The organism is Streptomyces aurantiogriseus (assembly GCF_014649375.1).
Lineage (GTDB): Bacteria > Actinomycetota > Actinomycetes > Streptomycetales > Streptomycetaceae > Streptomyces > Streptomyces aurantiogriseus.
In genome coordinates, this window is sequence record NZ_BMSX01000012.1 from 229,127 (window position 1) to 254,569 (window position 25,443).

Sequence of the window (25,443 nt, forward strand, 5' to 3'; positions counted from 1 at the left end):
TCAGCCGAGGTCGACCTGGAGCACTCTGTCCGCGTCCTTGCCGGCCTTGTCGGTGGTGATCCACAGCTTGTCCTCGCCCGGCACCTTCTCGGCAAGGCGCATCCGGCCGTAGGTGTTGACGTAGTGGGCGACGGGGGTGCCGAGGGTCGTGCCGGTGACCGGAATGCGCCACAGCCGCTGGCCGCGCAGCGCGGCGATGTACAGCGCGCCGTCGGCGTAGGTGAGGCCGCTCGGGACGGCCTCGGCGGGACGCCACTGGTGCTTGGGGTTGGTCATGCCGGCGACGGAGCAGGCCCCCTCGCAGGTGGGCCAGCCGTAGTTCCTCCCCGGCTTGATGAGGTTGACCTCGTCGTACGCGTGCTCGCCGATCTCGGTCTCCCACAGGCGGCCCTGCTCGTCCCAGGTGAGGCCCTGCGGGTTGCGGTGGCCGTAGGAGTAGACGAGGGTGCCGAAGGGGTTGCCCGGGGCCGGCTTGCCGTCCGTGGTCATGCGCAGGATCTTGCCGTTGAGGGAGTTCTTGTCCTGCGCGTCGCCGGGCGTCCATGCGTCGCCGGTGGTGGCGTACAGGTAGCCGTCCGGGCCGAACTTGATGCGGCCGCCGTTCTTCCCGCCCTTCTTGATGCCGGTGACGAGCGTCTCGTACCCGCTGAGCGTGGAGCCGTCGTAGGTCATCCGCGCGATCCGGTTGCCCTCCGCGGTCGCGTGATAGACGTAGATGTGGTGGTCGTGGCTCCAGTCGGGTGACACGGCGATGCTGCGCAGGCCGCTCTCGGGTGTGCCGTTCACGGTGTGCGGCACGGTCCCGACCTTCGTCCTGACGCCGGACGGGGTGAGTCTGAAGAGCTGGAAGGAGTCGCGCTCACTGATCAGCGCGGAGCCGTCGGGCAGCCAGCTCAGGCCCCAGGGGATGTTCCATCCCGACGAGACGGTCGTGACGGCTGCGGGGATCCGAGGGGCGGGGACGGACGGGTCCGGCGCGGCGTGGCCGGTCGCGGCCTGGGGAACCAGGAGCCCGGCCGCCATGGTCACGGCGGCCACGGCACGGGTCACGTGGGTGCGTGAGGACGGCAAGGCACTCACCCCCTGATCCGGTCGCGAGCCCAGACTCCGGCGGGCTTGAGCACACGGGTGCCGGCGAACTTCCCGGCGCTGCAGGCGCCCTGCTTGTAGACCGAGAGATCGCGCCTGCTGTCGGAGATGCTCCACTTCGTCCAGCTGATCTTCTTCTTCGCCATCAGGTCGACCCATTTCTGCGCCATGGCGAAGTCGTTGCCCCATCCGTTCCACGACGGGGTGCCCCACTCCGTGACGAAGACCGGGAGCTTGGACGAAGCACGGTCCAGGGACGCCATCCACTTCTCGCGCGCCACCGCCGCGTAGAAATGGAACGTGTACATGACGTTGGCGGCGCGGACGGGATCGGCGATGACTTCCTGCTCGTCGGAACCCAGCGCCAGGCCGAACGTGGCCCAGGCAGGGGTCGGGACAAGAATCACGCTGTCGGGATCACGGCTCCGGATCACCGGGATGACCCTCTCCGCGTAGCGCCTGATGGTCGTCCAGGGCACATGGTGGGGCTCGTTGGCGATCTCGTAGATCACGTTTCGCTTGTGCTTGTGCTTCTCGGCGAGCTGCTTGAAGAAGGTGAGCGCGTTGCCGAGATCCTGGTGCGGATCGCCCGGGTGGATCGTGTGCCAGTCGACGATGACGTACATTCCACGGGCCGTGGCCATGTCGATCAACCGGCTGGCCAGGTCGGTGAACTTCTTCGGGTTCTTGTGGTAGCCGCCTTCCCGGGCATAGGTCGACACCCGCAGAACGCTCGCCTTCCAGTCGTAGGCGAGGGCGTCCAGCGCGGCACCGGTCAGGCACTTCGGGTACCACTGCGTACCGTGCGTACTCATGCCGCGCAGCTGGATCGGCCGGCCGGACTGGGAGCACAGCTGCGTGCCGCAGACGCGGATTTTGCCGTACTGCTGGACCGGGGTTCCGGCCTTGGCCGCCGGTTGGTTCTCCTGTCCGTGCGCCGTGTTGGCGGACAGAAGGCCGAGTGTTGCCGCCAGAGCCAGTGAGCCTCGGACGACCCAACGGCTGTGGGATGTCGGTGAGCGCACCTCTTCCTCCAGTTCCCTGAGACGGTGCTGCACGGTAAATGTGACGAGAAAATCGTCATATGTAATGCAACGTCGACGCGCTTCGTCTGAGGGGTGGGGAATGTTCACTCCCCTGGGTCAGGCGGAAGAAGCCGCACAGGCGACTGCCCCACCCTTCGGCCGGGTGGGGCAGTCGTCCGTCGCGTCAGTCCTGCTGTGATCGCCGGGCCGAGCGGACCCGTTGCAGGGCATCGGCCAGCAGGCCGGTGCCGACCAGCACCGCCACGACGGCCGCTGCCACGGCGAGGGCGCCCGTGGCGGTCACGGCCAGCAGGGCCAGCCCCGCGACGGCCTCCGCGACAACTACCAGCTTGTTCATGTCACTCCTTTAAGGGACACGGACCCGGCGGCCCGCTACAGCATGCGCCGCCACACCCGCTGGTTGCGCCAGAAGCGCCAACCCCGGTGCACCTTGACCCGCCGGTATCGGGGGTTGGACCACTTTCCGGCGCGGCCCACCTTCCAGGCGTTGGGCATGGTGCGGGTGAGGTATCCGCCGAGCGCGCCCCAGCCGGCCGCACGGGCGGTGCCGCGCCAGGACATCCGGCCACCACCGGCCCAGTAGGTCATGGCACCGACGGCCGCACCCGCGCCCACGGCACACACGATGGACACACCGCAGCCGACGGCGGCGGCGAATCCCACGCCGTAGGAGGCGAAGCGCCAGGTGGTGCGCCAGCCGCGCCAGCGGACGAAGCCGCTGCGCTTGAACTTCCTCCACTTCTTCTTGAACCAGCCCCAACGGCCGTCCAGGTCATAGCGGTTGAGGGGATCGGCGTTGACGTACTCGTAGGCGTTGGCGTTGCCCCCGTAGACCGGGTCCATGGACAGGAAGCGGCCGGTGGACGGGTTGTAGAGGCGGACGCCCATGAGGGTCAGACCGGTGAGGGTCTCACTGGAACGCTGCTTGCCGCCGAGCCAGTTGTAGCGCACCGCCACCTGGCCCGGGCGGGGGTTGCCGTACTCGTCGGTGTCCAGGGCGACCGGTGCCTTGGCGGTGTCCAGCGGGAGCTGGAGGGCCACGTCGCCGTGGATGGTGGCGAGTTGCAGGACCGTGTCACCGGTGGCACCGGTGGTCGCGCCGAGGTCTCCGGACAGGGAGTCGACGTTGCGGCTGAGCGCGCCGGTGCCGGTGTCCTCGACGATCCAGCGGGGGTTGTCACCCTCGCCGTCGTAGTGGTTCACCTTGGACTCGGTCTGTGTCCAGGTGGTGCCGCCGCCCGTCTCGACCGTCCAGGAGCGCAGCCGCAGCGCGGCGTCCAACTGCCAGGTCTGGCGCTTGCCGCCCGCGGTCTGCCGGCGGACGAGGTCGTTGGCGTAGTACTCGAGAGTGCTGCCGGGCAGGGCGGTGGTGCGGCCGAAGGCGTCGTAGGCGTAGCCCGCGTCGACGAGCCGGTCGGCGCTGTCGTAGGTGTGCCGGGTGGTGGTGGCTCCCGTGGAGGTGCAGGCGCTGCCGGACTCGGCCGTGGCCGTGGTCAGCGCGGTGCGGTTGGTGCGCGCGTCGAAGCTGTAGGCGCGGCGGGTGCAGATCTCGCCGACGGTGTCGTCGACGCCACTGAGGCGACCGGCCCGGTCGTATGTGTACTTCTGGGCCGACCAGCCCTGGTGGCTGGTGACCTGGCCGTGGGCGTTCTCCGTGACGGTGTCCGTGTAGACCGTGGCGCCGTCGCTGTCGCGGGTGTAGACGCGGGAGACGGCCGCGCCCGTGGTGTCCTCCGTCGAGGTCAGCGTGTAGCCGCCGGGCAGCTTCTCGGTGGCGACGGTGCCGTCCGCGTCGTAGGTGGCCGAGAAGGCACCGGCGATCGAGTCGGTGGCCTTCGTCACCAGGCCGCGCGGCTCGGCGGTGTGGTCGTACGTGTACGTCACCGTCGAGGGGACGGTGTCGCTGACCTTGACCGGCCGGTCGAGCCGGTCGTACTCGGTGGTGGTCCTGCCGCCGTCGGCGTCGGTGTAGGAGATGAGCCGGCCGAGCTGGTCGTACGCCTGGGTGATCGTGCCGCCGGTGGGGGAGGTGATCCGGGTGACCTTGCCGGTGGCCGGGTGGTACTCGGTGGTGGTCACCGGTACGGCCTGGCCCAGTCCGCCGGTGACGGTCACCGTGACGGGGCGGCCCGCGTCGTCGTGCGACGTGGTGGTCGTGCGGGTCTGGCCGCCCGCGGTGTCGACGGTCCTGGTGGTCTGGCCGTAGTAGCCGTACTCGGTGGTGGAGTCGGGGAGTTCGGACGGGTTGCTTCCGCCGCCGGTGATGGTGCCGGCCGGTCCGGTCCAGCAGACCTGGTCGGCCCACTCGGGACGGCCCTTGCACCAGCCGGTGCCGTCCGCCGCCCAGTACTCGGTGATCCGGGTCGCCGCGTCGTCGCCGGTGCCGCCGGGCAGCGTCTGGGAGGTCACGCGGCCCTGCGCGTCGTAGCCGGTCGACGTGGTCAGGTTCAGACCGCCGGAGTCCTGCACGGTGAGCGTGGGCAGGCCCTTGGCCCAGTCGTACTGGGTCTCGGTGACCCGCTTCTCACTCATCACCGCGTAGTGGTCACGCACCCGGGCGCCGGTGATCTCCAGGGTGACCTGGTCCTTGACGGTCGCGGTGCCGTCGGTGGGGCGGCCCTCGTCGTACTCCTTGACCGTCCAGCTCCGGGCCGGCACCGAGGTGCCCGCCTCGACCAGCACGGTCGTGCCGTCCTTGAGGTCCTCCGTCAGGTCGATCCGGCGGATCGGCCCGAACTCCTCCAGTTCGCGCGTGCCGTCCTCGTCGTACAGGGAGGTCGTCGACAGCAGATGGGCGCGCTCGGAGGCCGGACGGGAGACGATGCCCAGGTCGCTCAGCGTCGCCTTGTGCTCGTCCGTCGTGCCCAGCGCCAACTCCCGGTTGGCCGCGGTCAGTTCACGCACGGTGTTGCCGAAGCGGTCGTACTCGGTGGTGCTGATGTTGCGTCCCGGGGCGGCGGTGTCGACCTCGCGGCCGGAGGCGTTCAGGTAGTGCACCGTGGCCCGGCCGTAGTTCCCCGAGGTCAGATCCGCCCCGTCGTGCGACAGCGGCACGGAGTCCGCGGGAAAGAGTGCGGTGGCGTCGCTCGGGGCGTCGAGCTGGCCCCAGGCGGCCACATCCGCGGCGCCCATCGCGTACGGCGCCGCGCCGCCGGTCAGCGGCACGCCGTAGACGACGCTGGTGACGGCGTCGCCGTCGGTGACGTCGGCCGTGCCCTGCTGCAGCGTCGGACGGCTGACCGTCAGCAGCATGCCGTCGCCCGGGGCGGTGCCGCCGCCCGCGTTGCCGTAGTCGAAGGAGTACGGCAGCTCGCCCGGAGGCTGGAGCCAGGTGACCCGACCCTCGTAGTAGGCGTACTGGGTCTCGGCCTGCTGCCCGGTCCGGGGGTCCCAGGTCTGGCGCAGCCTGCCCTCGGAGTCGTAGCGGTACGTGGCCACGGCGGTCGCGGTCGCCGCGCTCGCGCCCGGGGCGGTGGCCCACAGGCGGATCTGCTTGACCTGACCGGTGACGTCACCGAACTCCGCGTCGGTCTGGGTGCCGGTGGCCGTGGTGGCCGTGGCGTAGACGAACTCCAGCACCCGGCAGCCCTTGGTCGCCGGGTCGGCCTCGCAGGCGGCGGTGGTCGCGGCCGAGGTCGGGGCGATGACCCGCTTGGGACGCGCGAGCGTCTTCCCGCCGGACGTCACGGTCTCGGAGACCACCTTGGTGGTGGTGTTGGCGACGCCTTCCAGCAGGGTGCTGGTGACCTGCCAGGTCGTCGCGCCCGCGCCGGGCTTGGTGAACGTGGTCACCGTGCCCTCGGTGTCGCTGAGGGTGAACGAGCCGGTCACGCTGCCCTTGAGGGTCAGGTCCTCCGCGCCGGGCTCCGGTATCCACCCGGTCTTCGCCGCGTTCGCGGTGAAGTGGATCGCGTCGCCCTCCTCCAGCACGACGTCGACCGCGGTGTCGGAGACCCGCCGCAGGTGCGTGTAGTCGGACTCCGTCACCTCGGCGACCGTGCCGGCCACCCACTCCTTGCCGAAGATCGCCGCCTGGCCCTCCTGCTGCGCGCCCTGGCCCGGGCTGCGGGAGGAGGCGCTGCGGGTCACCGTCATGCCGAAGAACGAGGCGTCGGTGGCCGACAGGGTGTAGTCGCCGGTGAGCAGGTTGACCGAACCCGGACCGATCTCGGTGGCGGCGGCGCCGTCGGCGGCCCGGTCGACGACCACGCCGAGCGGGGCGGTGCTGCTCGCGGCGCCGTTCGGGCCGGTGAAGTCCGCCTTGATCTGGACGGTGCCGTCCGGGTCGACGGTGTCGGTCGCGTTCCACACCAGCGGGGCGTTCCTGCCGTTGCTCAGCGGCACCGGCCAGGCGGTCAGCGCGCTGCCGCCGGAGGTGACGTTCCCTACGGGGATCCGCACCCAGGCGTCCGCCTCGGAGCGGCGCCAGGAGAAGGCCACCCGGTCGTACCTGCCCGCCTCGGCCTCGGCCACCAGCGGCAGCCGGCGCGCGGTGCGCTCGCCCTCGGACGGCTGGACGAACCCGCCCGAGCCGGCGTGGAAGACGTACTCCTTCGCCTCGGACTTGTTGTCCGCCTTGTCCACCGACCGCACCTGCAGGGTGTGCGTGCCGTTGCGCGGCGGGGTGACGCTGATGCTCCGGTCCGCACTCGAGCCGCTGGTCACGACCTTGGTCCAGGTCACGCCGTCCAGCGACCACTCCAGCCAGTTGTGGTCCGTTCCGGCGGGCGGGGTGACGGTGAACGCGCCCGCCTGGCCCTCGCCCTTGACCCACTGGCCGCTCGGGTAGTCCGTGGAGACGATCTTCGACGGGGCCGACGGCGCCGTGGTGTCGACCGTGAAGGTCTTCCACGCCGACCAGCCGGTGTTGTAGTGCGTCCCGTCGTAGGGGCTGGTCCGGAACTTGTACGTCCTGCCGTTCGTCAGCACCCCGGCCGGCACGGTCACCGAGGCCGCCACGCCCGAGGCCACGTACTTCGACACCAGCACCTCGCCGACCTGGGTGTCGGTGGCGTTGTCGTAGATCTGGAAGGTGCCGTTGACCTTGTCACCGTCGGCGTCGACGAAGGTGTCCCGCAGGGTCGGCGTGGTGGTGTTCACCGTGTAGGCGCCGCCGTAGGAGAAGTACGGCGGACCGGCCTCCTGCTGGGTGCCGGTCTTGGGCCGGAAGTTGTAGGTGACCACCAGCTTGGGCGGGTTGGACGCCGCGTTGGCGGAGTTGACCCGCTTCCACTGCGCCACCACCGACTCGCTGGAGGCCCGCACACCCATGTGTCCCCGGGTGGCCTTGGCCGACGCCCAGTCCTGCGCCAGGGTCGTCACATCGGCGTTGATCCATCCGTCCGGGGCCGAGGTGCACCCGCTGTTGCCGCGTGTCTCCGTGGAGGTGGCCTTCTTCGCCGTCATCGTCGGACGGTTCGTCCACCGGCTGGAGGCCGAGGCCGCGCCCGACGACCAGACCTCCCACGGATAGGCCTTGCAGTCGGTGTTGCCCGAGTGGAAGTTCCACAGGCTCAGCTTGGCGCTGGAGACCAGGGCGTCACGGATCGGCGAGGTGTTCCAGCTGATGAACGACTGCGCGGTGCGCGGCGTTCCGTCGGCGTTCGTGGTGCCCGGGTAGCCGAAGTCCAGTTCCATGCCGGTGGAGAAGTCGACGGTCTCGCCCTGCTGGACGTAGGTGTCGAAGACGTTGCTCAGCGCCGAGGTCGACGGGTCGACCGTCACCGGGTAGCGGGTCTCGGGGTCGGCGAGGAACGTCGGGTCGGGCGTGATGGCCAGATCGATGGAGGACGCCTTCTGCACCACCTTCATCGTCACCGGCACACGGCGCGTGTGCTCGCCGGACCGCGGGTCGACGGTGGAGTCCCACATCACTGGCGCGGGCATGACAGCCCGTTGTCTGTTCTTGGCGTCGGTGAACAGCACGCTGCCGTCGGGGAGTTGCTTAGCCTTCAGGCCCTTGGCCTTCAGCGGCAGCGTGTAGGAGTAGTCGGCGGTCTCGGGGCGCCGCTTGATCTCCACGTACTGCTCGAAGCCGGTGCGGGTCGCCTCGACCACCACGTCCGCGCCGGGTACGGCGTTGACGTACTCCGCCCGTGTCCCGGCCAGCTTCGGCTCGGGCAGGCCACCCTTCCACTGCAGGGTGATCTGCTCGGTGCCCTCGCCCAGGGTGACGAGGTCGACGGCCCTGGCCTGCCGGGCGGCCTTCAGCGACGTGGCGGGCGTGCCCGTCCTCCCGGCCAGCCGCAGCCCGTTCGGGTGCGCCACCGGCTCCACGCCGTCGCCGGACTCCCGCAGGTCCACGTCGACATCGACCCAGTCGCCGTCCCGCTCGAAACGGACCGGACCCGCCGACAGCTCCGTCGTCAGACTCCCGTCCGTGTTCACCCATGTCGTCGACGACTCGGTGCGCTCGCTCAGCGCCTCCACCCGCCTGCCCGACAGCCGGGCGGCCACCTTCGCGGACGGGATGTCCGCCGCCGAGGTCACCGCCGCCCGCTTCGGCGCCGCCGACGGCTCCTCCTGCGGAGCGGCGGCCGCCGCACCCTCCAGCGCGGTCACGGTCATGAGAACAGCGAGTCCGCCGGCCAGCCACCGCAGACTTCTGCTCTTCTCATGCCACACCCACCCTCTCTCGTCCTCCGAGGGCAGCGCTTCCACTGGTCTCACGGACCCATCCTTCTGTAAAGGAACAGTGATCGATCCGCAAAGTAACCAGGCCCGGGAAAGCCGCATGACGGCTCGTCAGTCAACCTGAGATGAACATTCGGGGGCGCGGGGGCGGCGCGTCCCCTGCGCGGGGCTTCGACTTCACCGAGCGAGGTCCTCACCCTGCGCACCGGCAACGCCTGGGTCCACGTCCGGGCGCACCACGCCCTGGCCCCGCACACCCTGGCCGGCACCCCGCACGCGGTCCACGTCTTCCGCGGCCGGCGCAGTCGTCCACAGAAACATCCCGGCAGACCGATGACTTGCCGAGCCCGGTGGCGTCTACAGGTCCGACAGTCCCGAGCAAGGGCACGAAAGACGAGGAGACGAGAACATGAGCACCGAGCAGACCACCGCGGCCGACGGTTTCTCCTACGCGCTGACCCGAACGCTGGACGCCCCCGCGGTGCAGGTGTGGCGGGCGTGGACCACCGCCGAGCAGTACGCCCAGTGGGCTCACGCCGCCATCGGCTCCGTCGAGATGGACGTACGACCGGGCGGAGCGTGGAAGGCCACGATGGTCACGCCCGACGGCGGACAGTTCCCGCTGACCGGCTCCTACCTCGAGGTCACCGAGAACCGCCTCCTGACGATCGGCATGGACGTGCCCGGCAAGCCCGAGCCCGCGGTCATGACCATGGAACTCGACGAGCAGGACGGCCACCGCACGCGGATCGTGCTCCGCCAGACCTGCGACACCGCCGAGGAACGCGACATGTCCGAGCAGGGCAGCACGATGCTCCTCGACAGCCTGAGCGCCTTCCTGGCCGAGGAAGCGGGGAACTGAACCCTCTTGACCTCACCAGCCGGCAGGGATCCAGGGCAGGCCGGGCCCCGTCCGGACCTGCCACCGGCCGACTGACTGCTGACGCGGGGCGGCCCCGCACCACCGCGTGGCCCCTCACGATGCCGCCCGCTCGCCAGGGGCGTCGACCGCCCACGCGGCCGGTTCGGCCCGCGCCGTCATCTCCGTCCGGCGTGCGCGGACGCGCGCGGGCCGTGTCGTACGGGGGCTCAGTGGGCGAAGAGCGTGCTGCACGAAGGCCCTGCGCAACGACTACCCGGCCCCCATCGACGCCGACGGCGTCACCTACCCCTCCGTCGCCCACGCCTACTGGGCCCTCACCGTCGCCGACCCCGGGAACCGGGCCGCGATCACGGCAGCGGACAGCGCCTTCGCCGCCCGGACGCAGGCCGCCGGCGCCCCTCGACGCGACGGCTGGGAGCAGGCCCGTACGGCGGTGCTGACCGCGCTGCTGCGCGCCAAGTACACCCAGCACCCGACCCTGGCCGAGATCCTCCTGGCCACCGACGACTCGACGCTCGTCCACGACGACATCGACTCCGGTTTCCGGGGCGACAACGCCGGGCGCGGCCGCAACTGGACGGGCCGCCTCTTGAACTCGTCCGCTCCGAACTGCACGCCGAGCGCGCGGGAATCCGTACGGACGGGTGACGTCGGTGCCCCGCGGCCGGGCCCTGAGGCGGCTTCGCCGCGGCCGACCCGACGGCTGCGACACCGGCGCCCGCCACGAGATCGGCCGTCGCACTCCCACACATCACGCCACCATGAGGTCGACCGCCGTGTGCATCTGCCGTGCCGTGCGAGCCACGTCACGTCGCCTCCTACCCCTCTGCCTCCTGCTCGCCCGCGTCGCCGCCTCGGCTCCGAACGGTTTCCGCGGCGCGCGACAGTTCCGTGAGCACGGTCCGCACGGCCCTTCGCGCCACACGCTCCGGGCGATGCAGCACGTCGATGTGGCGGCGGGCATGAAGGCCGCTGAGCGGTCTGAGGACCACGGCCGGGTGCGGGCGGGCCGTCCAGCGCGGCATCAGGGCGATCCCACCGCCGGCGGCCACCAGCTCGGCGACCACCGAGATCTCGTTGACACGATGGGCGATGTCGAGCCGCCGGCCGGCGGCGGCGGAGATGGCCTCGATGGTGGCCATGAGCGGAAAGCCGTCGTGAACGGTGATCCAGGGCTGGTCGGCGACGTCGCGAGCTGTCAGGCGGGGCTTCGCGGCCAGGGGGTGATCGGCGGGCAGGGCGACGTCCAGCGGTTCCCGCAGCAGGGCGGTGACCGTGGCGGTCCGAGGCCATGGCGGCGCGTGGTCGAGCCGGTGGGCGATGACGAGGTCGTAGTGGCGGGTCAGGGGTGGGAAGTCCTCCTGCGCGACGTCCTCGTCGTGGAGGGCGAGCCGGGGAGATCCCGGGGCGCGGAGCCGCCGCAGCAGCAGGGGGTAGAACGCCGCGGCTCCGCTGTGGAAGGCCGCCACCGACACGGCGCCGTCGGGCTCTTCGACGAATGCGTCGATCGTGTGGCGCGCCCGGGCCAGAGCCGTCTCCACCCCGATCGCCGCGTCGGCCAGGGCCTGCCCGGCGGCGGTGAGGACCAGCCGCCGTCCGTCGCGCTCGGTGAGCGGGACGGGGATCGAACGCTGCAGCAGCCGGAGTTGCTGCGAGATCGCCGAGGGCGTCACCCGCATCGCCTCCGCGACCGCGGTGACGCTTCCCAGCTCGCCCAGCTCCCGCAGGACACGCAGCTGTCTCTCGTCCACGAGATCAGTGTAGCTTCGCTAAAGGGTTACTTGAGCAACTCGTCATTTACTTCAAAATGCTGGTCGGGAATCGTTGGCGCCATGCCAGCCACCCGTCGTACGGATGTGGTGCTCCTGGCCGTCGCCGTCGTCTGGGGCTCCAGTTATCTGACGGCGAAGGCGGCCACGGACGCCACTTCGGTGTTGATCGTCCTGTTCCTGCGCTATGCCATCTCCGCTCTCGCCTGCGTCGCTGTCGTCGCCGCCGCACGGCAACGCCGCTCCCTCACCCGGGACGAGATCAGGTACGGCGTCCTCCTCGGCCTCACCCAGGCCGCCGTCCTCGTACTGGAGACGTACGGCGTCGCGCACACCAGCGCGGCCAACGCGGGCCTGATCATCAGCCTCACACTTGTCCTCACACCGCTCCTGGACCGCGCGGGACGCCGGGGTGGACCGCCGACGCGCTTCTTCCTCGCCGCCGGTCTGTGCGTCGGGGGCGTCGGTCTGCTCGTGTCCGGCGACGGTCTGCGCGCTCCTGGAGCCGGTGATCTGCTGATACTCGCGGCAGCGGTGGTCCGGGCGGCGCACGTGGTGCTCGTCGGACGGGTCACCGCGGGCCGGACGCTGCGCCCGCTGCAGCTGACAGCCGTGCAGAGCGTCGTCGGTACGGCGCTGTTCCTCCTGCCCGCGGCGGGCGGGCTGCCGGTTCTGGCCCGGGCCGACGCGGCGACCTGGGCCCAGCTCGTCCATCTGGCCTTGTTCTGCAGCGTGTTCGCCTTCCTGGCCCAGACCTGGGCGGTGCAGCGCACGTCCGCGACGCGGGCCAGCCTTCTCCTGGGCACCGAACCGGTCTGGGCCGTCCTGGTCGGCGTCGGCTTCGGCGACGAACATCTCACCGTGCTCTCCCTCCTCGGAGCCACGCTGATCGTCAGTGGAACGTACTGGGGCCAGGCCGTCGAACGCGCCCACCGCACCTCCCCGCGCGAAGCCCCCGAAGCCGACTGCCGCAGAACTACGCCGGACGCCGCACCGGCAGCCTGAACACGCGCCTCACGCCTCCGTTCGCAGCGTGAGGTGGGGCCAGTCGCGGATGTCGCGTTGCATCTGGCGGTCGTGGGTGGCCAGGACGACGGCGGCGTCGGTGGCCCGGAGCGCCTCGGTGAGTTCGTCGACGAGGGCGATGGACAGGTGGTTGGTGGGCTCGTCCAGGAGCAGGACGTGAGGCCGGGCGGCGAGGGCCAGGGCGAGGTCGAGGCGGCGCTGCTGGCCCATCGACAACTCGGCCACCGGCTTGCCCGCGTCGCGTGAGGTGAGCAGGCCCAGCGTGGACAGCCCCACCACCTCGCTCTCCCTGAGGACTCCGGCACTGACCAGGCGCGCGGTGTGCGCGTGGTAGAGGTCATGAGCCCGCCCGGAGCCGGCGTGCGGCGACTCCTGTCCGAGGAGACGCAGACGCACCTTCCGCCGGCGGTGCGTCCGTCCGGTGCTGGGGGCGAGGTGCCCGGCCAGGACGGACAGGAGCGTGGACTTGCCCGCTCCGTTCGGCCCGGTGACGGCCAGTCGGTCGCCGGACTTCACCGAGAGGCTGGTCGGCCGGTGCAGCCGTCCGTCGACCGTCACCTCTTCGGCGTGCAGCAGCGGGCCGGGCCGGGCGGGCAGGTCGGGCAGACGGAACCGCTGGGGTGGGACGGGCGCGGTGACCTTGTGCCGTTCCAGGTCGTCCTGGCGCCGGTGCACGGAGCGGACCAGGGCACCGGCGCGGGTCGCGCGCTGGTGCTTGCCGGTGCCCTTGTCCGGGCGCCAGCCGGTGCTCAGGCGGTTCTGCGCGTCGGACAGGGACTGCTGCAGGCGGGTGTGTTCGGTCTGCTGCTGCTCGTACTCCGCCTCCCACCGGATCCGCTCGGCCTCACGGCCTTCGCGGTAGCCGGCGTACCCACCGCCGTAGACGCGCGGAAGGCCGTCGCGGGTGGGATCGAGGTCGAGGACCGTGGTGGCCACGTCGGACAGCAGCGCCCGGTCGTGGCTGACCACGACGACGCCCCCCGCATGGGCACGCAGCCTGGCCGTGAGGTACTCCAGCCCGGCCAGATCGAGGTGGTTGGTCGGCTCGTCCAGCAGCAGGAAGTCGCAGCCGGCGCCCAGCAGGCAGGCCAGACGGATCCGATAGCGCTGTCCGACCGAGAGTGTCCGGAGACGGCGGGTACGGTCACTGACCGCGCCGAGGCCCGCGAGGGCGACGTCCACCCGGCGGTCGGCGTCCCAGGCGTCCAACGCCTGCGCCGCTTCGAGGGCGTCGGCGTAGTCCTGTGCGGCGCCGGGCCGTTCTTCGGCGAGGGCCGCCGCGGCGACATCCAGCCTCCGCAGCGCGGTGCGGGCGTCGGCGAGGTGCTCGTCGACGGCGTCGCCGACCGTGCGCTCGTCCTCGGCCGGCATCTCCTGCTCGGCGAGGGCGAGGGTGCCGACGCGGCGCACGGTCCCTTCGTCGGGGGGCAGCGTGCCGGCCAGGACGTGCAGCAGGGTCGACTTGCCGCGTCCGTTCTCGCCCACGATGCCCCAGCGCGATCCCGGCGAGACCTTCATCTCGACATCGCGCAGGACGGTGCGGCCGCCGCGGTCGACGCGGATGCCGGAGCAGGTCAGCTGGGCCCGGTCGCGGGCAGGCAGAGCAAGGGGGTTCACGTTCTCTTCCTCCGGAAGGAGGCACACTTCACCCCTGTGCGGGTGAGGGTGGAAGCGAGCCTCGGATCTGACGAACGGCCGCGCCCCGGAACAGAGCGGCGGGCCGTGGGCGACGTCGCGGCTCCGGCTGCCTCACGGATGCGGTGAGGGGGGAGCCTGCGGCCCGGGTCAGAGGTAGAGGACGTAACTCATGCGTTCATCATAGCAATCCACTGCATTCACCTGCATTCACCTGCATTCACCTGCATTCACCCGCGGTGAACCGGCACACACAGGACGGGCGTGGGCGTCGCCGTGCGGAGGGGGGGACGTCGTCGTCCTGAAAACCCACGGGACGTCAAGAGGGCCTTTGGATAAGGTCTCTCGCACAGGGGGCAGGAAAACTTCACCGAGTCCAGGGGGGACATTTCACCATGGTCGAGCGCGGCATCGTACGACGGAGAACCGCCGGAGCCACCGGGGCGGCCCTGTTGCTCGCCGGCGCCGTGGCGTGCGGGGGTGAGGGCGGCCGTGCGCAGGGGACGGAGCGGACCGCTCTGCAGGTTCTCACCGCGGCCTACGAGAAGACGGCGGAGGCCAAGTCCGCCCGGGTCCACATGACCATGTCGATGCCGGCCTCGATGGACGGCGGCGGGGACATGACGATGAGCGGGATCATGGGCTGGGACCCCACTGTCATGGATATGACCGCGGAGGGCTCGGCGCTCGCCTCGGACCCCGACGCCCCGGACCGGATGCGCATCATCTGGCGCGACAACGTCATGTACATGGACGGGGGCGAGGACGCCGCCCGGGAGATGGACGGCAAGCGCTGGATGAAGCTGGACCTCGGGGCCGCGGCCAAGGAGGCGGGGGACGAGCAGGTCGCGAAACAGCTGTCCGGCGGCCTGGCCGACATGAACCAGGACCCGACGCAGCAGCTGGCGATGCTGCTCGAGTCGCCCAACCTGAAGCACGTGGGCAGCGAGAAGATCGACGGGGTCGAGGCCCGGCACTACAAGGGCACGCTCACCGTCGAGGAGATGATGGGGACCAACAAGTCCCTGGAGATGCTCGACGCCGACGAGCGCGAGAAGCTCCTGGACAACATCGAGAAGTCCGGCATCAAGGGCTACGACACCGAGGTCTGGGTCAATGACGACGACCTGCCGGTCCGGATGGACGTCGGTATCGACAGTCCCCAGGGCGCCATCGAGATGAGCATGACCATGTCCGACTACGGCGCCGAGGCGGACGTGTACGTCCCGCCGGCCTCGGAGACCGTCGACCTCATGGAGATGTTCAAGGACGCGGCGGAGCTGGGAGCGTCGGAGGAGACGGGGACATCGGGGGAGACCGGGGTCCTCGGCTGAGCCCTCCACCGCCAAGTCCGGGCGCGTCCTCGGCCGTGAGGTCCGCCCGATCGCCCATGAACACGGGCAGGCCTCCGTCCATGTGGTGGACGGTCACGACCCGGTCGGCGCGGCAGCACGCGCCTGCCGGGTTTCCGCTTCACCATTCCCATGGTCCAGCAACCTGGTGTCATCCACCCGGCACGGGGCATTCGGCACTGGACGGGCTGTCGCGATCGAAAGCGATCAAAGGTGGCGGTAGTGCAGAGGCTCAGCGTTCGGACGGCGGCGGAAGGCGACGGCACCCAGACGTCTTCCCCGGCCGTGGAATCTCGTTCCCATGTCGCGGAATCTCGCGTTTCTCCGGTCAATTCACACAATGAATGGGACCCGTTGGAGGAGATCGTCGTCGGACGCCTCGAAGGCGCGACGATTCCGTCCGACCATCCGGTCGTTTCCTGCAACATCCCACCGTGGGCGGCGCGGCTGCAGGGACTTGCCGCCGGATTCAAGTACCCGCGCATGCTGATCGAGCGTGCCCAGGACGAGCTCGACCAGTTCATCACGCTCCTGCAGTCTCTCGGCGTCACGGTCAGGCGCCCGGACGCGGTCGACCACAGGCGACGCTTCGGCACCCCCGACTGGTCGTCGCGCGGTTTCTGCAACACCTGCCCGCGTGACAGCATGCTCGTGATCGGCGACGAGATCATCGAGACACCGATGGCCTGGCCGTGCCGCTATTTCGAGACCCACTCCTATCGCGCGCTTCTCAAGGACTATTTCCGGCGCGGCGCGCGCTGGACGGCGGCACCGAAACCGCAGCTCACCGACGAACTGTTCGAGGCGGACTTCCGTACTCCCAAGGAGGGTGAGCCCATGCGCTACATCCTCACCGAATTCGAGCCGGTATTCGACGCGGCGGATTTCGTGCGCGCCGGGCGCGATCTTTTCGTGACGCGGAGCAACGTCACCAATCAGATGGGCATCGACTGGCTGCGCCGCCATCTCGGACCCGGCTATCGCATCCACGAGATCGAGAGTCGCTGCCGCACGCCCATGCACATCGACACGACGTTCCTCCTGCTCGCGCCGGGCAAGGTGCTGGTCAATCCCGAATACATCGACGTCGACCGCCTGCCCGACGTGCTGAGGTCGTGGGACGTTCTGATCGCCCCCAAGCCCAACCGAATCGACGACCGCGTGCTCAAGGTCACCTCGATGTGCGGCAAGTGGCTCAACATGAACGTTCTCATGGTCGACGAGAAGCGGGTGATCGCGGAACGGCACCACACCGACATGCTGCGCGCACTCGAAGGATGGGGATTCGAGCCCATTCCGTGTGACCTGCTGCATTACGCGCCGTTCGGCGGCTCGTTCCACTGCGCGACACTCGACGTCCGGCGCCGCGGCACACTCGAATCGTATGTCGACTGATCGCCCGCTGATCCTCACAGGCATGCTCGCGTCGAGGCGGTAGCCCGCGCGTGGGCGCTCTCCGTGCGGGCGGCGGTGGCCCGGCCGTCGGTCTGGGTGGCGCTCGCGCTTGCGGTCGGAAACCGATCGGTTTACTGTACTCGAAACCGATCGTTTTCCCATAGGGAGATGGACATGACTTCGATCAAGGACGCCGTCGTACTCGTCACCGGCGGCAGCCGCGGGCTCGGCAAAGCCCTGGTGGAGGAGCTGTACGTGCGCGGGGCCGGCAAGGTCTACGCCACGGCCCGCGACCCGCGCACCGTGACCCACCCCGACGCCGTACCGCTCGCCCTGGAGGTCACCGATCCCGCGTCGGTGGCCGCCGCCGCCGCGCAGGCCGGTGACGTCACCGTGCTGATCAACAACGCGGGTGTGTCGCTCGGCGCCTCCTCCTTCCTGGAGTCGCCGGTCGACGACATACGCCGCGAGTTCGAGACCAACTTCTACGGGCCGCTGCTGGTCACCCGTGCCTTCGCACCACTCATCGAGCGCAACGGCGGCGGGCACGTCCTGAACGTCCACTCGGTGCTCTCCTGGGTGGGCATCGCCGGCTCCTACAGCGCCTCCAAGGCCGCCCTGTGGTCGCAGACCAACTCCCTGCGCCTGGAGCTGCGTCCACGGGGCATCGCGGTCACCGGACTGCATGTCGGTTACGTCGACACCGACATGACGTCGGCGGTCGACGCGCCCAAGTCCCGCCCCCGTGACATCGCCGCTCTCGCGCTCGACGGGCTCGAGACGGGCGCCCACGAGGTGCTCGCCGACGACATCTCCCGCAGCGTCAAGGCAGGGCTTTCCGGCGACCTGGTGACGCTCTACCCCCAGTTGGCGAACTAGCGCCACGCTCCCGGGCATCTCCGGAAGCCCCGCCACCCCGAGCCACTGCTCAGTAGTTCTCCCACTCGTTCTGCACGTACTCCAGTACCGCCGGGTCCATCAGCGTGCTCGGCCGTACGTCCTCGCGGCGCCGGTCGACCGGGAACACCATGGCCGCCTTCAGCACGGCGTCGTCCAGGTAACGCAGCCGCGGTGCGTCCGGCGCCAGCCGCAGGGGCGGGGGCGTGCCGCCGCCGGGGCTGGCCAGTACGAAGCCCCAGTTGCCGAAGCTGGGTACGTCGACCTGGAACTCGGCCGTCGCGTACCCCGCCGCTTCGATCGTCTCCGCGATCGACCAGTACGTCTTCGGTGCGAAGAACGGCGACCCGCCCTGCACCATCACCCTGCTCTGCGGCGTCAGGACCTGGCCGAGCAGGTGGTAGAACTCCACGGAGTACAGCTTGGCCAGCGCCGCCGTGTCCGGGTCCGGGAAGTCGATGACGACCGCGTCGTACTGCTGCCGGGCGCCACGCAGCCAGTTGAAGGCGTCGGCGTCGACCACCTCGACCCTCGGGTCGTCCAGCGCCTCGTCGTTCAGCTCGCGCAACGGCTCGAAGTCGCGGGCCAGCCGGGTCATCGCCGGGTCCAGTTCGACGAGGGTCACCTCCCGCACGTCCTCGTAGCGCAGCACCTCGCGCAGCGCGAGCCCGTCGCCGCCGCCCATGATCAGCACGTTGCCGCGGCGGCCCGACAGCGCGGGATGGACGAGCGACTCGTGGTAGCGGTACTCGTCGACGGAGCTGAACTGCAGGTCGCCGTTGAGGAAGAGCCGCATGTCCGGAACGCCCGTGAAGCCGGAGGAGCGGGTGACGACGATCTCCTGGTACGGCGTGGTCTCGGCGTGGACGATCGGGTCCCGGTACATCTGCTGCCGTGCGGTGACCTCGAGGTCGTCCGCCAGCACGTACGCCGTGCCGAGCACGGCCAGCACCGCCGTGACGCCGGTGAGCAGACCGATCCGGACGGAACGCCGGGTCTGCCGGCGGAAGATGAACACCACCACGATGACGCCGGCCACCGCGTTGACCGCGCCGACCACCAGCGCGCCCTTCAACTGGCCGAACGTCGGCAGGAGCAGCAGCGGGAAACACAGCCCGCCGACGAGCGCCCCGATGTAGTCGACCGCGAACATGTCGGCGACGGCGCTGCCCGCCTCCTGCCGCCGGATCCGCTGCAACAGCGTCATGAGCAGCGGTATCTCGGCCCCGATCAGCAGTCCGACCACCAGCGCGATCACGACCATCGCGGGCGTGTAGATCTGCAGCCAGGCGAACGCCGCGTACAGCACCAGCACGGACAGCCCGCCGACCAGCGCCAGTGCCCCCTCCACCAGCGCGAACGCGCCCACCGCACGACGGCGCAGCGGTTTCGCGGCAAGCGAGCCGATGCCCATCGCGAAGACCATCACGGAGATGACCACCGAGGTCTGCAGCACGGAGTTGCCGATGAGGTAGCTGCCCAGCGCGGTGAGCGCCAGCTCGTACACGAGGCCGCAGGCCGCACAGAGGAAGACGGAGAGCAGCAGGAGGAAGCGCGCCCCCCGGGAGTGGCGGACGGCCGGGGGGCGGGAGGGTGCCGCGGTGTCGTGCAGGGTGCCGGCGCTCATGGGTGCGGTGCTCAGGAGAGTGCCGCGGCGACCATGAAGGCGGTGCCCAGGTACATGCCGGCCTGGACCCAGGCGGCGGGGTGCGGACGGCCGTCGCTGTCGTCGAGGACGACCGCGCCCATCTGGCCCGGCGTGAGCAGGCCGATCACGATGCCGACCAGCGTCATCACCAGCACTCCGGCCAGCCCGTAGAGAAGCGTGCTGACCAGGCCGTAGCCCAGACCCTGCTCGGACTCGCTCGCCCGGATGGCCTCCATGATGACCAGGCCCACGGCGACGGACTGGCTGCCCAGCAGGACGGCCGCGCCGCGGTTGCGGTCCGTCCACACCACGTGGAAGAGCTTGCCGGGCGTGACGAGGTCGAGGGCGATGAAGCCGGCGGCCATCACGGCGAGGCCCACGACTCCGTAGAGCAGGGCCTGGCCGGTCGACTCGAAGATCTCGGTCACTGCGTTGCCTTTCTTCAGGGCGCGTCAGGGTCTGGGGGGAGGTGCCTGTGCCGTGGAGTCATTTGCCTTCGCCGGGGCCGCCGCCGCGGAAGCTGGCGCTGTCCGGGTCGGGCCAGCTGCCGAGGTACTGGCTGTGGCGGTGGTAGCCGTTGCGGTAGTCCTCGATCTCGATCCGGCTGCCGCTCCGGTACGGCGAGACGGTGACCAGGTCGTCGCCGTAGCGCAGGAACTCCATGCTGTCGCCGGTGGCGCGGTCGAGTGCCCGGCGGTGGTCGTGGATCGCTTGCGCGACAGCGTTCGGGGTGCTGGTCGGGGCGACCCAGCCCGTCCCGCTGTCGGTGTACTTGTCGCTGATCCAGCCGCGCGGGACCCCGTTCTCTCCGCCGGAGGAGCAGGCGGTGAGCAGGACCGCGGCCAGCACGGCCGCCACCGCTCCGCGGGTGAGTCGGGCGCTCTTCATCGGGCCTCCAGCCGGGTGTGCGTCGATACGATCTGGCCGTTCTGCGGATAGGTGTGCCAGGTGCGCCAGACCAGCCCGCGGCCGGGCGGTCCGTCGGCCGCCTCGACGACCACGGCCGTCAGCGCCTCCGGCGACCCGGGGAAGATCCCGCACAGGCTGTCCTCGGTGGCGGCGACCCGGCCGAGGATCCGCGCCACCTGCGCGCTGAACTCCTCGGGGACCAGCTGCCGGGTGCGGGCGGCGAAGTCGTAGGTCCAGCCCGGCAGATGCCGGGTGTGCGTCGCCGGAAGGCCTTTCACCGAGCCCAGCAGGCACGCCACGGTCTCCCGCACGGGGCCGGCGAAGACCTGGTGCGAGGCGCCGAGCAGCCGCAGTCGTACGTCGAGTCCGCCCACGGTCACCGCGCGTTCGGCAAGGGCCGGCCGCTCGGCCAGGTCCAGGGAGAAGCAGAGCTGATCCGCGTCCGTGTCCAGATAGGGAGCGTCCAAGGAAATGGCGCGCAGTGGGACCCCCCCCGGTCAGATCTTGCTACAAGCGGCGCTGAGTATGGCACACGAGGCGCATGGGGTTTGAGGGGCGGGGGTGGGAACGACGGGCTCCGGTCGAGCGGGCCGGCTCCCGCACCGCCGCCGGTAGGGCTCTCCGGCCGCGTGCGCAGGTCCGGGACGTCGCTGCCGTGTGCGGGAGGCGTGAGGGGACGGCCGGTCGATCGCACGTCTCCAGCGCGTGCATTCGGGTGGTCGTACCTCGCCGTCGCCTGCCGAACGCCGAGGTCATCAGCGCGGAATCGTAACGTCGAGGGACATGACGGTGGCTCGATCCGTCCGTCGCGACCGGTTCTGCGCCGGGTTCTCAAGTACCGGCGGGACTCCGGGATTTCGTAAGCCCCTCACCGACATCGAGCCAAGTAGGGAGCATCAGATGACGTCGACCGCCACCCCGAGGTTCTCCGTCTTCACGCCCACGCACCGGCCCCGTTTCCTGGACGAGTGCCTGGCGACGCTGCAGGCGCAGACCTGTCCGGACTGGGAGTGGATCGTCCTGCTCAACAACGGCGCCCGGTGGCGGCCGGAGCACCCCGACGAGAGGGTTCGTCTGGAGATCGCGGACGACATCGTCGGCGTCGGAGCGGCGAAGCGCAGGGCCTGTGAACTGGCGCGCGGCGAGATCCTCGTGGAACTCGACCACGACGACCTGCTGGCGAAGGCGTGCCTGGCGGAACTCGGCAAGGCGTTCGACGCGCATCCCGACGCCGTCTTCGTCTACAGCAACACCGCGCAGATCACCGAGGCCGGGAAACGGGACGACAGCCGTTTCAACGAGGCGCACGGCTGGCACTACGAGGAGGTGCGCGTCGACGGCCGCAAACTGCTCCAGGTCAGATCCATGGCCCCGACTCCGCACAACGTCGCCTACATCTGGTACGCGCCCAACCATGTACGGGCGTTCCGCCAGGACGCCTACGTGAAGGCCGGCGGCTACGACGCCGCCCGTACCGTCCTGGACGACCAGGACCTGATGTGCCGTCTGTTCCACGTCGGCGACTTCCACCACATCCCCCGCTGTCTGTACCTCCAGCGGATGCACCCCGCGAACACCCAGCGCGACCCGGAGATCAACGCGCACATCCAGCGCGAGACGGTCGCCCTGTACGACAAGTACATCGAGGCCAACGCCCTTGCCTGGACCTACCGGAGGGGACTGATGGCGCTGGATCTCGGCGCGGCCCACGGGAAGCCGCCCGGTTATGTGGGCGTGGACAAGCGGCCGGGGAAGGGCGTCGACATCGTCGCGACCCTGCCCGGCAGACTGGACCTGCCCGACGACTCCGTCGGCCTGATGCGGGCCGTGAACTTCCTCGAGCACGTGCCCGCGAAGGTGCCGCTGATCAACGAGCTGTACCGGCTGCTGGCACCCGGCGGCATGCTCCTCACCACGACGCCCAGCTCCGACGGCCGCGGCGCCTACCAGGACCCGAATCACGTCGCGTACTACAACGAGAACTCGTTCTGGTACTACACGGACGACGCGTACCGCGCCTTCGTGCCCGACCTCGAGGCCAGGTTCCAGACTTCGCGGCTGGCCACCGTCTTCCCGTCCGAGTGGCACTCCGAGAAGAACATCTCGTACGTGATCGCCAACCTCATCGCGATGAAGGACGGCGCCGAACGGTGCGGCGGCCTGCTGTCGGTCTAGGGCCGGGCCCGTTCCGACGACCGGGCCGCGGCGGACAGAGCGGCGAAGACGGGCAGTTTCAGGGCTGAGGCCAGCTGGTCGTCCCACCGGGGGAGGGGCGCGAGGCCGGCCCGCTGCCAGTTGTCGTGACCGAGTACACCGAACGTCGGGCGTGCGGCCGGGCGCGGGAACTTCTCCGAGCCGACCGGGCGGATCCGCTCGGGGTCGAGGCCGCTGAGGCGGAAGGCCTCACGGGCCAGGCCGCACCAGGTGGTCCGGCCCGCGGCCGTGCCGTGGTAGATGCCCGCCGGTGCCCGCCCGGCCAGCGCGGCACGGCCGAGGGCGGCCAGCCGGCCGGCGAGCGCACGGGACCAGGTCGGCTGACCGTGCTGGTCGGCCACCACGTCCAGGGTGGCGCGCCGGGCGGCGAGTTCGAGCACGGTGGCCACGAAGTTGGGGCCGTGCTCGCCGTAGAGCCAGGCGGTGCGCACCACATAGCCGGTGTGCGGCAGCAGTTCGGCGACTGCCCGTTCCCCCGCCAGTTTGCTCCGCCCGTAGGCGTTGACGGGTCCTGTCGGTGCGTCCTCGGCGTACGGCCGGCGGGCGTCCCCCGGGAACACGTAGTCGGTCGAGACGTGCAGCAGGACCGCGCCGCTGTCCGCGCAGGCGCGTGCGAGGTGGTGGACGCCCGTGCCGTTCACGGCCGTGGCCGCCGCCTCGGACCGCTCGGCGCCGTCGACGTCCGTCCAGGCGGCGCAGTTGACGACCACCCCGTGACCGGCGACGGCCGCGCGCACGGCGGTCGGATCGGTGATGTCGAGCCGGTCCCGGCTCAGTCCCGTCACCACGATGTCCGGATCACCGGCGAGCTCGGCCAGCACATCCCGGCCGAGGAGCCCGTGCGCGCCGGTCACCAGCCACGTGGTGGTCATCGCGGCTCGGCCCGTTCGTTCAGCGGCTCCCACCAGGAACGGTTCTCGCGGTACCAGGCGACCGTGGTGGCCAGACCCTCCGTGAAGGGCACCTGCGGGGCGTAGCCGAGCTGCTCGCGGATCTTGCTGTCGTCGAGCGAGTAGCGCAGGTCGTGGCCCTTGCGGTCGGCCACGTACGCGACCCGGTCCCAGTCCGCGCCGAGAGCGTCCAGCAACAGGCCCGTGAGCTTGTGGTTGCTCAGTTCGGTCCCGCCGCCGATGTGGTAGACCTCCCCGGCCCGGCCGCCGTGCAGGACGAGGTCGATGCCCCGGCAGTGGTCGGAGACGTGCAGCCAGTCGCGGAGGTTGCGGCCGTCTCCGTACAGGGGGACTGTCTTCCCGTCGAGCAGGCGGGTGATGAAGAGCGGGATGAGCTTCTCGGGGAACTGGTGGGGCCCGTAGTTGTTGGTACAGCGGGTGACGACGACGTCCAGGCCATGGGTGCGGTGGTAGGCGAGGGCGAGCAGGTCGGAGCCGGCCTTCGACGCGGAGTACGGGGAGTTCGGCGCCAGGGGCTGGTCCTCGGTCCAGGAGCCTTCGCTGATGGAGCCGTACACCTCGTCGGTGGACACGTGGACGAAGCGGCCGACGCCGTGCCGATGGGCCGCGTCGAGGAGTACCTGCGTGCCGGTCACATTGGTACGGACGAACGGACCGGCCCCGTCGATCGACCGGTCGACGTGCGATTCGGCGGCGAAGTGCACCACCGCGTCCTGGCCCGCCATCACCTGGTCGACCACGTCCGGGTCGCAGATGTCGCCCCGGACGAAGGTGTAGCCGGGGTGTGCCGCCACCGGCGTCAGATTGGCCTCGACCCCTGAGTAGGTGAGTTTGTCGAGGACGGTGATCCGCGCGGCCGGATCCGAGTTCAGCCGCCGCCGGACGTATTCGGAACCGATGAATCCGGCGCCGCCGGTCACGAGGATGCGCATAACTGTCGGAGATCTCTTTCGGGACGGAATGCGGGGGTGCCCCGGGGCCGAAGCCTCGGGGCACCCCCGCACGGGGACTACGGTGTCGTCGTCGCGCAGAGCACGAAGGCCGTGATCGTCTGGGCGGAGGTGGTGGTGACGGTCCACCCGGTGGGCGGCGGACCACCGCTCGGGAAGTTGTCCCGAATGTTTCCCGTGGAGGCGGCGAATCCGCCACCGACCACGGACTCGCCGGCGAGGCACGACGCAGTCGCCGTCATGGTGTCGGCGACGGTGTTGGTCCGGACGACGATGCCGTCAAGCCCGCCCTGGGCTCCCTGGGCACCCTGCGCGCCCTGTGCACCCTGGGCTCCCTGTGCACCCTGGGCTCCCTGTGCACCCTGGGCTCCCTGGGCACCTTGTGCACCCTGGGCACCTTGTGCACCCTGGGCTCCCTGGGCACCTTGTGCACCCTGGGCTCCCTGGGCTCCCTGAACACCAGCGGCTCCCTGTGCACCCTGGGCTCCCTGTGCACCCTGGGCTCCCTGAGCTCCCTGGGCACCTTGAGCTCCCTGGGCACCCTGTGCACCCTGCGGTCCCCGCGGGCCCTGCGGTCCACGGGGACCCTGCGGCCCTGGCTTGCCCGGCTTGCCGTCGTGGCCCTTGGGGCCTCGGGGACCCTGCGGGCCTCGAGGACCCTTGTCCCGGTCATCGGCGTGACCTCTGTGCCGGTCATCGGCGTGACCATTGTCGCCGTACTGGTGCACCCGCGCCGCGCCATCCCCGCCGGCCCTGCGGACCGCGTCGGCGATGGCCGCCTCTGACACGTGCTGCGCGCCCAGCTGCTCCACGGCGATGGGTTTGTACGTCTCTCCGGCGATTGCTGCGGTGCTCGGGACAACGCTGAGCGCCACCGCAGCCGCGCCCGCCGACACCATGGTGGCGGACTTCAGGCGCGAAATTCGGCTCGTTCTACGGCTCAAGGAGAACCTTCCTCATGTTTGGGAGGGATCAGACAGCAAGCGCGCACTCGGTGCTTCATATCGCTTGCATGCCGATCACCTTCGGCCACGGACGTCGACATTCATTCACTCGCCGTGAATGAAATATGACTAATTGCACCCG

General features: G+C 70.3%; 21 protein-coding genes. 8 read left to right on the forward strand and 13 right to left on the reverse strand.

What is annotated here, in order from left to right; genetic code table 11:
• The 4 genes from IE263_RS25375 to IE263_RS25390 all read right to left on the reverse strand — a co-directional run bounded on the left by IE263_RS25375 (position 1) and on the right by IE263_RS25390 (position 8,702).
• Positions 1-1,050 (reverse strand): PQQ-dependent sugar dehydrogenase, encoded by a 1,050-nt coding sequence (locus IE263_RS25375; protein ID WP_308430661.1) that lies wholly within the window; start codon positions 1,048-1,050, stop codon positions 1-3.
• A 26-nt stretch (positions 1,051-1,076) separates the two neighbouring features.
• On the reverse strand, positions 1,077-2,114 hold the full coding sequence (locus IE263_RS25380; RefSeq protein ID WP_229911145.1) for a glycoside hydrolase family 5 protein: 1,038 nt from the start codon (positions 2,112-2,114) through the stop codon (positions 1,077-1,079).
• A gap of 184 nt (positions 2,115-2,298) precedes the next feature.
• Positions 2,299-2,472, reverse strand: coding sequence for a hypothetical protein (locus tag IE263_RS25385; protein ID WP_189940070.1), 174 nt, complete (start codon positions 2,470-2,472; stop codon positions 2,299-2,301).
• A 35-nt stretch (positions 2,473-2,507) separates the two neighbouring features.
• Entirely contained in the window at positions 2,508-8,702 is a 6,195-nt protein-coding gene (locus tag IE263_RS25390) for a DNRLRE domain-containing protein (RefSeq protein WP_189940154.1), read from the reverse strand.
• Positions 8,703-9,177: 475 nt separating this feature from the next.
• On the opposite strand from IE263_RS25390, the gene IE263_RS25395 reads away from it, so the two are divergent.
• On the forward strand, positions 9,178-9,630 hold the full coding sequence (locus IE263_RS25395; protein WP_189940071.1) for an SRPBCC family protein: 453 nt from the start codon (positions 9,178-9,180) through the stop codon (positions 9,628-9,630).
• A gap of 106 nt (positions 9,631-9,736) precedes the next feature.
• Complete coding sequence (locus tag IE263_RS25400) at positions 9,737-10,546, forward strand: NADAR family protein (protein WP_229911146.1); 810 nt, start codon at positions 9,737-9,739, stop codon at positions 10,544-10,546.
• On the opposite strand, the gene IE263_RS25405 is transcribed toward IE263_RS25400, so the two are convergent.
• Positions 10,470-11,402: a LysR family transcriptional regulator gene (locus IE263_RS25405; protein WP_189940072.1), complete on the reverse strand. Its 933-nt coding sequence runs from the start codon at positions 11,400-11,402 to the stop codon at positions 10,470-10,472. The two genes, IE263_RS25400 and IE263_RS25405, sit on opposite strands and share 77 nt — an antisense overlap.
• 81 nt (positions 11,403-11,483) lie before the next feature.
• Here IE263_RS25405 and IE263_RS25410 point away from each other — a divergent pair, with 81 nt between their 5' ends.
• Positions 11,484-12,425 (forward strand): DMT family transporter, encoded by a 942-nt coding sequence (locus IE263_RS25410; protein WP_189940073.1) that lies wholly within the window; start codon positions 11,484-11,486, stop codon positions 12,423-12,425.
• A gap of 9 nt (positions 12,426-12,434) precedes the next feature.
• On the opposite strand, the gene IE263_RS25415 is transcribed toward IE263_RS25410, so the two are convergent.
• Positions 12,435-14,063, reverse strand: coding sequence for an ABC-F family ATP-binding cassette domain-containing protein (locus IE263_RS25415; protein WP_308430662.1), 1,629 nt, complete (start codon positions 14,061-14,063; stop codon positions 12,435-12,437).
• A gap of 413 nt (positions 14,064-14,476) precedes the next feature.
• On the opposite strand from IE263_RS25415, the gene IE263_RS25420 reads away from it, so the two are divergent.
• The 3 genes from IE263_RS25420 (at position 14,477) to IE263_RS25430 (ending at position 17,707) form a co-directional block, all read left to right on the forward strand.
• Complete coding sequence (locus IE263_RS25420) at positions 14,477-15,415, forward strand: SCO4651 family lipoprotein (RefSeq protein ID WP_229911147.1); 939 nt, start codon at positions 14,477-14,479, stop codon at positions 15,413-15,415.
• A gap of 303 nt (positions 15,416-15,718) precedes the next feature.
• Positions 15,719-16,828, forward strand: coding sequence for an amidinotransferase (locus IE263_RS25425; RefSeq protein ID WP_189940156.1), 1,110 nt, complete (start codon positions 15,719-15,721; stop codon positions 16,826-16,828).
• Positions 16,829-17,002: 174 nt separating this feature from the next.
• A complete protein-coding gene (locus IE263_RS25430) occupies positions 17,003-17,707 on the forward strand; it encodes an SDR family oxidoreductase (RefSeq protein WP_189940075.1) in 705 nt (234 codons plus the stop codon).
• A 49-nt stretch (positions 17,708-17,756) separates the two neighbouring features.
• On the opposite strand, the gene IE263_RS25435 is transcribed toward IE263_RS25430, so the two are convergent.
• Genes IE263_RS25435 through IE263_RS25450 form a run of 4 tightly spaced genes read right to left on the reverse strand, consistent with a single transcriptional unit; the run spans position 17,757 to position 20,749 of the window.
• Positions 17,757-19,352, reverse strand: coding sequence for a polyamine aminopropyltransferase (locus IE263_RS25435; protein ID WP_189940076.1), 1,596 nt, complete (start codon positions 19,350-19,352; stop codon positions 17,757-17,759).
• An 11-nt stretch (positions 19,353-19,363) separates the two neighbouring features.
• Entirely contained in the window at positions 19,364-19,801 is a 438-nt protein-coding gene (locus IE263_RS25440; protein ID WP_189940077.1) for a DUF350 domain-containing protein, read from the reverse strand.
• Between the two features lie 58 nt (positions 19,802-19,859).
• Entirely contained in the window at positions 19,860-20,261 is a 402-nt protein-coding gene (locus IE263_RS25445; protein WP_189940078.1) for a DUF4247 domain-containing protein, read from the reverse strand.
• Positions 20,258-20,749 (reverse strand): DUF2617 family protein, encoded by a 492-nt coding sequence (locus IE263_RS25450; RefSeq protein WP_373312074.1) that lies wholly within the window; start codon positions 20,747-20,749, stop codon positions 20,258-20,260. Before IE263_RS25450 ends, IE263_RS25445 begins: the two co-directional genes overlap by 4 nt.
• A gap of 433 nt (positions 20,750-21,182) precedes the next feature.
• Between IE263_RS25450 and IE263_RS25455 the strand changes: the two genes are divergently transcribed.
• Entirely contained in the window at positions 21,183-22,457 is a 1,275-nt protein-coding gene (locus IE263_RS25455) for a glycosyltransferase (protein WP_189940079.1), read from the forward strand.
• Here the strand turns inward: IE263_RS25455 and rfbD are convergent.
• The 3 genes from rfbD to IE263_RS48760 form a co-directional block, all read right to left on the reverse strand.
• Positions 22,454-23,368, reverse strand: coding sequence for a dTDP-4-dehydrorhamnose reductase (gene rfbD / locus IE263_RS25460; RefSeq protein ID WP_189940080.1), 915 nt, complete (start codon positions 23,366-23,368; stop codon positions 22,454-22,456). The genes IE263_RS25455 and rfbD overlap by 4 nt on opposite strands.
• Positions 23,365-24,339 carry a dTDP-glucose 4,6-dehydratase gene (gene rfbB / locus IE263_RS25465; protein WP_189940081.1) on the reverse strand — a complete coding sequence of 325 codons (975 nt, stop codon included), beginning with the start codon at positions 24,337-24,339 and terminating at the stop codon, positions 23,365-23,367. The genes rfbD and rfbB overlap by 4 nt, the downstream gene beginning before the upstream one ends.
• A gap of 77 nt (positions 24,340-24,416) precedes the next feature.
• Positions 24,417-24,599: a hypothetical protein gene (locus tag IE263_RS48760; protein ID WP_229911148.1), complete on the reverse strand. Its 183-nt coding sequence runs from the start codon at positions 24,597-24,599 to the stop codon at positions 24,417-24,419.
• 156 nt (positions 24,600-24,755) lie between these two features.
• Here IE263_RS48760 and IE263_RS48765 point away from each other — a divergent pair, with 156 nt between their 5' ends.
• Positions 24,756-25,142, forward strand: a complete 387-nt coding sequence (locus IE263_RS48765; RefSeq protein ID WP_229911149.1) for a hypothetical protein — start codon at positions 24,756-24,758, stop codon at positions 25,140-25,142.
• Positions 25,143-25,443: the final 301 nt, after the last annotated feature.

Coding starts and splice junctions, on each gene's coding strand:
- IE263_RS25385 (WP_189940070.1), bottom strand. CDS start 2,472: ATGAACAAGCTGGTAGTTGTCGCGGAGGCCGTCGCGGGGCTGGCCCTG.
- IE263_RS25390 (WP_189940154.1), bottom strand. CDS start 8,702: ATGACCGTGACCGCGCTGGAGGGTGCGGCGGCCGCCGCTCCGCAGGAG.
- IE263_RS25395 (WP_189940071.1), top strand. CDS start 9,178: ATGAGCACCGAGCAGACCACCGCGGCCGACGGTTTCTCCTACGCGCTG.
- IE263_RS25410 (WP_189940073.1), top strand. CDS start 11,484: ATGCCAGCCACCCGTCGTACGGATGTGGTGCTCCTGGCCGTCGCCGTC.
- IE263_RS25420 (WP_229911147.1), top strand. CDS start 14,477: ATGGTCGAGCGCGGCATCGTACGACGGAGAACCGCCGGAGCCACCGGG.
- IE263_RS25430 (WP_189940075.1), top strand. CDS start 17,003: ATGACTTCGATCAAGGACGCCGTCGTACTCGTCACCGGCGGCAGCCGC.
- IE263_RS25435 (WP_189940076.1), bottom strand. CDS start 19,352: ATGAGCGCCGGCACCCTGCACGACACCGCGGCACCCTCCCGCCCCCCG.
- IE263_RS25445 (WP_189940078.1), bottom strand. CDS start 20,261: ATGAAGAGCGCCCGACTCACCCGCGGAGCGGTGGCGGCCGTGCTGGCC.
- IE263_RS25455 (WP_189940079.1), top strand. CDS start 21,183: ATGACGTCGACCGCCACCCCGAGGTTCTCCGTCTTCACGCCCACGCAC.
- rfbD (WP_189940080.1), bottom strand. CDS start 23,368: ATGACCACCACGTGGCTGGTGACCGGCGCGCACGGGCTCCTCGGCCGG.
- rfbB (WP_189940081.1), bottom strand. CDS start 24,339: ATGCGCATCCTCGTGACCGGCGGCGCCGGATTCATCGGTTCCGAATAC.
- IE263_RS48760 (WP_229911148.1), bottom strand. CDS start 24,599: ATGACGGCGACTGCGTCGTGCCTCGCCGGCGAGTCCGTGGTCGGTGGC.